Consider the following 6,269-nt stretch of genomic DNA (forward strand, 5'->3'; position numbering starts at 1 on the left):
GATACGGATGCTGTTCTTAAGGCTAAGATTGCAAAAGTCAGACAACAGACAGCCCCAAAAGTCATTATGGTGATGCCAGATAATTGTGTGAATAAACAGCAGCAAGCCACATTGGCGGCTAAGCGCTCGGAAGAGGATCGGAAACTACAGCAATGGGTCGCACAGCAAAGCTTAGCGGAATTGTGTCGTCGCACAGGCAACTGCTGAGCACTTCCCAAAAGCCACGTCCCAAATGCCACTGAAGGAAAAGAACGATGGAAAAGGATTGTCAGAAAGATATAGATATACCTTCTTTCACAATAGTAAGGGTATGGGCAAAACCTAGTTACAGCAAAATCATGCCACTCGTCAGCCGATTGGCTAAAACCTTACCTGCCATTGTCGTTTTAATGCTGTGCCATCCGTCATCTGCTTACGCAGATGAACAACGCTATATCAGTATCCGCAATACCGATACCGTGTGGACTCCCGGTAATATCTGTGTGTATCAGTTCCGTCTGGATAATGGTGGTAGCGGTGTGGGTTTTGGCCCTCTGTCTGTTTCGCTGGGGCTGAAAGACAAGGCGGGCAACACGCTGGCGACGGGAACAATGGACGTAGCCCCCTTTGGAGACAGCGATGCTACTCGTTCTCAGGAAGCTTTTCTTGAGCATGAATGTGTCGAAAACGTCAGCGCTATTGAAATCATGAATGCGACCGAAGAGCGCAACGGCCATCAGGCTAGGCTGCCACTGTCCGTTTTCGACCCTCAGTATTATCAGCCACTGTCAGTATCGGTTGCTGTGAATAAGGCATCATAACTGGCTTAGACTTAAATCTGCCAGACTTCAGACTCACAACAACATCAGGCCATGCCTCCTTCGGGAAGCATGGCCTTTTCTTTTTTAATCGCCAAAAAGGAATTAATCATGATCCGATTAGCCAGCCGCTTTGGTGCGGTTAATGTTGTACGCCGCGACCGATACACTTATATCCCAACAATAACCCTGCTCGATAATCTGCAACGTGAAGGTTTCCAGCCTTTCTTTGCCTGTCAGACCCGAGTGCGCGACCAGAGCAAGCGCGAACACACCAAACACATGCTGCGTCTTCGCCGTGAGGGCCAAATCACTGGCAAGCAAGTTCCGGAAATTATTCTGCTCAACAGCCACGATGGTTCGAGCAGTTATCAGATGTTGCCGGGATTATTTCGTTCAGCCTGCCAGAATGGACTAATTTGCGGTGAGAGTTTTGGTGAGGTTCGTGTACCTCATAAAGGCAACGTGGTGGAGAAAGTCATTGAAGGGGCTTACGAAGTGCTGGGAATATTTGACCGTGTAGAAGAGAAACGCGATGCCATGCAGTCGCTAATGTTAACTCCGCCAGCACAGCAGGCGATGGCGAAAGCGGCATTAACCTATCGCTTTGGTGAAGAGCATCAGCCGGTGACGGATTCGCAAATCCTATCCCCGCGCCGCTGGCAGGATGAAAGTAACGACCTGTGGACCACTTATCAGCGCATTCAGGAAAACCTGATTAAAGGCGGTCTGTCTGGACGAACCACCAAAGGCAAACGTGCCCATACTCGTGCTGTAAAAGGTATCGACGGTGATGTGAAGCTTAACCGTGCTCTGTGGGTGATGGCTGAGAATATGCTGCAGCTTGCCTCATGAACCTTTTTATTATCCCTTCCCTCAGGCCTTGCCAATAAACCGGCGAGGCTTTTTGTTTTAAGGAACAAAAATGTCTGTATTTAATTTATCCCTGGTATTTCCTGCAAACGAGCAACGCGTCATTCATCGGGCATTACGCCTGCTGGAGAAATATCAGCGTCAACCGAGTGAGCCATTTACCTCCACCAGCTTCACTAAGACCTGGCTGCAATTACAGATGGCTCATCAGGAGCGTGAAGTTTTTATCGTGATGTATCTCGATAATCAGCACTGCCTACTGGGATGCGAAACTCTATTTACCGGCACACTCAGCCATACCGAAGTTCATCCCCGCGAAGTGGTTAAATTAGCTCTGAAACACAATGCCGCTGCGGTAATTCTGGCGCATAACCATCCGTCAGGTACGACAGAAATCAGTCAGCAGGACAAACACATCACTCAGCGGATAGTGAAAGCGTTAGCACTGGTAGAAGTGCGAGTGCTGGATCATTTGGTTGTTGGGAACGAAGTGGTGTCTTTTGCTGAGCAGGGTTTGATTTAAACGGAGGTTTTCATGTCAATCACACCACCTCATGAATGGGGTCTACAAAGCGATATCACCCCTCGATTTGCCGCAAGATTAGTTCAGGAAGGCAACCGGCTGTATTACCTGGCTGACAGGGCTGGATTGACGGGGAGTTTTAGTCCAATGCACCTGCAGAAATTAGATCTGGCTTTCCCGCTGTTTGTCGAACAACTGGAAGATATGCTGTGTGCTGGCGAACTAAATCCACATCAGCAACGTCAGGTGAAAATTCAACTTGCGAGTTTAACCTGTATAGCTGATACCCTTGGTAGCTGCGGTTACGTTTACATTTCTATTTATCCCACACCGTAACACCTTCTCTTTTCTTCTTTTATCAGGATTCTACCCATGCACATTTCAACTGTACCGGCCAAGGTGCCGGTTTCGTCACGTCCGTCGCCCGTGCAGGTCTGGCAGCAACTTTTAACGTATCTGCTGGATCACCATTACGGCCTGACGCTTAACGACACACCATTCCATGACGACGCGGCCATCGAGGAGCATATCGATGCAGGAATCACGCTCGCCGATGCTGTTAATTTTCTGGTGGAACGTTATGAACTGGTACGCATCGACCGCAAAGGGTTTAGCTGGCAGGAACAGACTCCGTTCCTGACCGCGACTGATATTCTCCGAGCCAGGCGAGCTACCGGATTAACAAATACTTAAATTCTTCGAGCCTCATTCCTGATTTTGGCTTCTGAACTTCCCACCTTTTTTATTCATCGCATAATGCGCCTGCCATTCCCGGCAGGCGTGTTTGCTTTTATGGACGATTAACGATGCAAACAGAACCCGACGTGTTGACGGAACACAATGAACTCATTCTTTCGACCAGTATCGAGCGTGTTGTCACGGGCCGCGATACCGCACTAAAACGGATCGAACAACTCATTCAGCAGCTTGATGCCATTTCACGGCTGACCTCAGAAATTGGCGGTGGTACAGCGCAAGACTGGGCGATGAAGTCCGGGCACCGCTACGATAGCTGGCTGACTGAAAAGGCTGATAAAGCAATGCCTGCCGTCACCCGCAATATAGATCGCAGTATCTGGCGCGATTTGATGCTGAAGTCTGGCATGATGGCCTTGATGGATGCTCAGGCTCGAGACCAGTGGCATAAGAATTTGGAGGAGGGCGATCTTCCTGAGATCAGTGAGGCGAATATCCTCAGTACTTTTGAGCAGTTACATTTGAACAAAATGGATGTCTTTGAGCGCGGGATCATCAACGTGTTCAAAGGTCTGTCATGGGATTACAAAACTAATAGTCCCTGCTGCTTCGGTAAGAAGATCATCATTAACAATCTGGTGACGCATAACCGCTGGGGCTTTAGCCTTAACTGGGGTTGGCGACGGGATCAACTGGCGGATCTGGAGAGAATGCTGTTTCTACTGGATGGCAAACCCATCCCTGACAACCGGGGTGATATCTCTACCCGATTGATGGAGCATATTCGTGATAATCCGGCTAAGAATGTTTATGAAGATGAGTTATTCAGCATTCGTTACTATCAAAAAGGTACGGCGCACTTGACCTTCAAGCGTCTGGAGTTGATTAAACGTATGAACGATATCATAGCTAAACACTATCCGGGAATGCTGGCTGCGAGGTAAGTGAGTTGTCGTATGTTTGCTGTTAAAAGTGTCGTATGTTTGCTATGATAAAGAAACGAACAAAGGAGGATGACATGACCATAAAAGCTCGAATTCAGTCACGGCTGAAGCGCTCAAAGCGTTATGTTTTCACTCGTGACGATTTCAAAGATCTTGCTGGCTACGATCAAATAGGCAGAGCACTGCGTGAGCTGATGAAGGAAGGGCAGCTACTGAAAGTAGGCTATGGCGTCTACACCAAAGCGCGGCAAAATGCGATTACCGGTAAGCTGATGCCTGCTGCTCCCGGAGGTTCTGCTGCGGTAATGATTGGGGCGTTGGAACGTCTGAAAGTGGATTACCGTCTGGCAGGCGCAACAAGCGCCTATAATAGCGGTAAATCCACCCAGATCCCTGCGTTAGTGGAAATCAAAACCTCACCACGTTTTAAGAGAACATTGTCAGTAGGGAACAGCAAATTAAATGGCTGATTTAATAAAGTTATTCCCTGATGTTGCCGATGCCCTGGGCATTGAATCAGTTGCAATTGTAGAGAAAGATTATTACATCGTTGAGTTATTGCGATTGCTCCAGCCTCTGGCGTTTGACACGCATCAACTGGTTTTTGCCGGTGGAACGGCATTGTCAAAAGCGGGGATATCTTTGAACAGGATGTCGGAGGACGTGGACATTAAGCTTGTTCCTGTCGCCGGTATTTCCCAGCAATATTCCAGAGGTAAGCGTAAAAGCATTCGTAAGGGTATTATTCAGACCATTATCGAAACGATTGCAGCCTCAGATACGTTTCGCATGGATGAAGAGTATCCAAAGGTTACTCGTGATGAATATCGCTATAATGAAATTCCGGTACGCTACCCGCAGGAATATGCACAAATTCCCTGTTTAAGGCCATTTATCAAACTGGAACTGATGGAAACGGATTTGCTTGAGGCTGCGGAAAATCGTGCTATTAGCTCACTGGTAATGGATCTAACAAAGAAGGGCGAAGTAGTGAGGGCTTTTCCCTGCGCAACTATCGGTAGCACGCAGGCTGAAAAACTGATCTCGATGATGCGCAGAACGGCTGCAAGCGTGCGTAATGTGGAGCGTGCAGTGGATGAGTCACTGGTGCGTCATATCTACGACAACTTTTGTATTGTCAGAGAAAAAGGTGCTGACGTTCCTGTTTTGAAGCGCTTTGTGCAGGAATGTATTGAGCAGGATATCCAACGTTACGGTGCTCAGTATCCTGAATTCTGCGAGTCGCCTGTTGAAGAACTAAAAATGGGGTTGGAAGAACTGGCGAGCAACCCTGTTTATAAGGAACGCTATCTGCAGTTTGTTACACCAATGGTGTTCGGTGAAAGCCACGTTTCCTGGGAAGAGGCCCATGCCTGTTTTCGCATAACGGCATTGGATGTGATTGATGCATAGCGCCAGAGATACGCTCGATGGTGAGCATTTTCCAGGTAACTCTTGCCCCGATTCGAGTCCCAAAATCAATGATTTAATGTGTTGGTATCGATGTTGGTACATTAACTAAATATTATTTTTAATTCTTTTAAAATCAAAGGATTAATTATCATGTTCGAGTCCGGCCTTCGCACCATCGTATGAAAATCAAGTCACCTCAGGGTGGCTTTTTTTATGTCCATAATCGTCCACTTAAGTCCATATCCATCTGTAAAATAACAATTTTAATTTAATTCCTCTCTCTGCGTTTTTGTCTGTTTTATCCACGCTGGTCTTTTTTCGTCCATTGACATCCAGATAATTTGGGGGTCAAGATGAGGGTCAATTCACTTCGATTAGGGGTTGACCCCCAATTATGGCGCTGACCGACGTTGTTGCCCGTACTGCCACGCCCCGCGAGAAAGCCTACGAACTCGCGCACGCGCACGGCCTGTCTCTTTTGGTGAGACCTAACGGCTCTAAGCGCTGGTATCTCAAGTACCACTTTGCAGGTAAGGAAAGCCGGATTGCGTTTGGCTCCTATCCGCTGATCTCGCTGGCAAAGGCCAGAGAGAAACGTGATGAGATTCGGTTGCTGCTGTTGGAGGGCATTCACCCAACGGAAAAGCGCGAAGAAGAAAAAGAAGAAGCGCAGGCCGCACTGATTACCTTTGCGAAGGTCGCGCAAGACTGGCACCGGAACATCAGCCAAAACCGCTGGTCGGAAACGCGCGCCGGACGGGTATGGCGCGATATGGAACGGAATATTCTGCCTGCTACCGGGCATCGCCATATTGCCGATCTGAAGACTAAAGACTTGCTTGAGCCGCTTAAACCAGTGGAACAGAACGGCCATCTTGATTTGGCGTCACGACTACGTCAGAGTGTGACCGATATTATACGATACGCGGTATAGAACGATCCGATAGAGTGCAACCCTGCGCAAGACCTCTCCGGGGCGATAGCCGCGCCAAAAGCCACCCACCGGCCTGCGTTGAAGCTGAA

The 6,269-nt window shown here is 48.3% G+C and carries 8 protein-coding genes and 2 pseudogenes; all 10 read left to right on the forward strand.

The window, feature by feature from the left end; genetic code table 11:
• A pseudogene (locus tag AU511_RS16395) lies at positions 1-207 on the forward strand (hypothetical protein); the annotation flags it as partial.
• Positions 208-389: 182 nt separating this feature from the next.
• Positions 390-800 carry an IrmA family protein gene (locus AU511_RS16400; protein ID WP_088911601.1) on the forward strand — a complete coding sequence of 137 codons (411 nt, stop codon included), beginning with the start codon at positions 390-392 and terminating at the stop codon, positions 798-800.
• 108 nt (positions 801-908) lie between these two features.
• On the forward strand, positions 909-1,652 hold the full coding sequence (locus tag AU511_RS16405; protein WP_094110320.1) for a DUF932 domain-containing protein: 744 nt from the start codon (positions 909-911) through the stop codon (positions 1,650-1,652).
• Positions 1,653-1,722: 70 nt separating this feature from the next.
• Complete coding sequence (gene radC, locus AU511_RS16410; protein WP_094110321.1) at positions 1,723-2,193, forward strand: RadC family protein; 471 nt, start codon at positions 1,723-1,725, stop codon at positions 2,191-2,193.
• Positions 2,194-2,205: 12 nt separating this feature from the next.
• A complete protein-coding gene (locus AU511_RS16415) occupies positions 2,206-2,529 on the forward strand; it encodes a type IV toxin-antitoxin system YeeU family antitoxin (RefSeq protein WP_064164243.1) in 324 nt (107 codons plus the stop codon).
• Positions 2,530-2,565: 36 nt separating this feature from the next.
• Positions 2,566-2,886 carry a TA system toxin CbtA family protein gene (locus AU511_RS16420; protein ID WP_094110322.1) on the forward strand — a complete coding sequence of 107 codons (321 nt, stop codon included), beginning with the start codon at positions 2,566-2,568 and terminating at the stop codon, positions 2,884-2,886.
• A gap of 113 nt (positions 2,887-2,999) precedes the next feature.
• On the forward strand, positions 3,000-3,833 hold the full coding sequence (locus AU511_RS16425; RefSeq protein ID WP_094110323.1) for a DUF4942 domain-containing protein: 834 nt from the start codon (positions 3,000-3,002) through the stop codon (positions 3,831-3,833).
• Positions 3,834-3,907: 74 nt separating this feature from the next.
• A complete protein-coding gene (locus AU511_RS16430; protein ID WP_094110324.1) occupies positions 3,908-4,303 on the forward strand; it encodes a DUF6088 family protein in 396 nt (131 codons plus the stop codon).
• Entirely contained in the window at positions 4,296-5,246 is a 951-nt protein-coding gene (locus AU511_RS16435; RefSeq protein WP_094110325.1) for a nucleotidyl transferase AbiEii/AbiGii toxin family protein, read from the forward strand. The genes AU511_RS16430 and AU511_RS16435 overlap by 8 nt, the downstream gene beginning before the upstream one ends.
• Before the next feature lie 394 nt (positions 5,247-5,640).
• A pseudogene (locus AU511_RS16440) lies at positions 5,641-6,269 on the forward strand (tyrosine-type recombinase/integrase); the annotation flags it as partial.

Source organism: Lonsdalea iberica, assembly GCF_002111585.1.
GTDB lineage: Bacteria > Pseudomonadota > Gammaproteobacteria > Enterobacterales > Enterobacteriaceae > Lonsdalea > Lonsdalea iberica.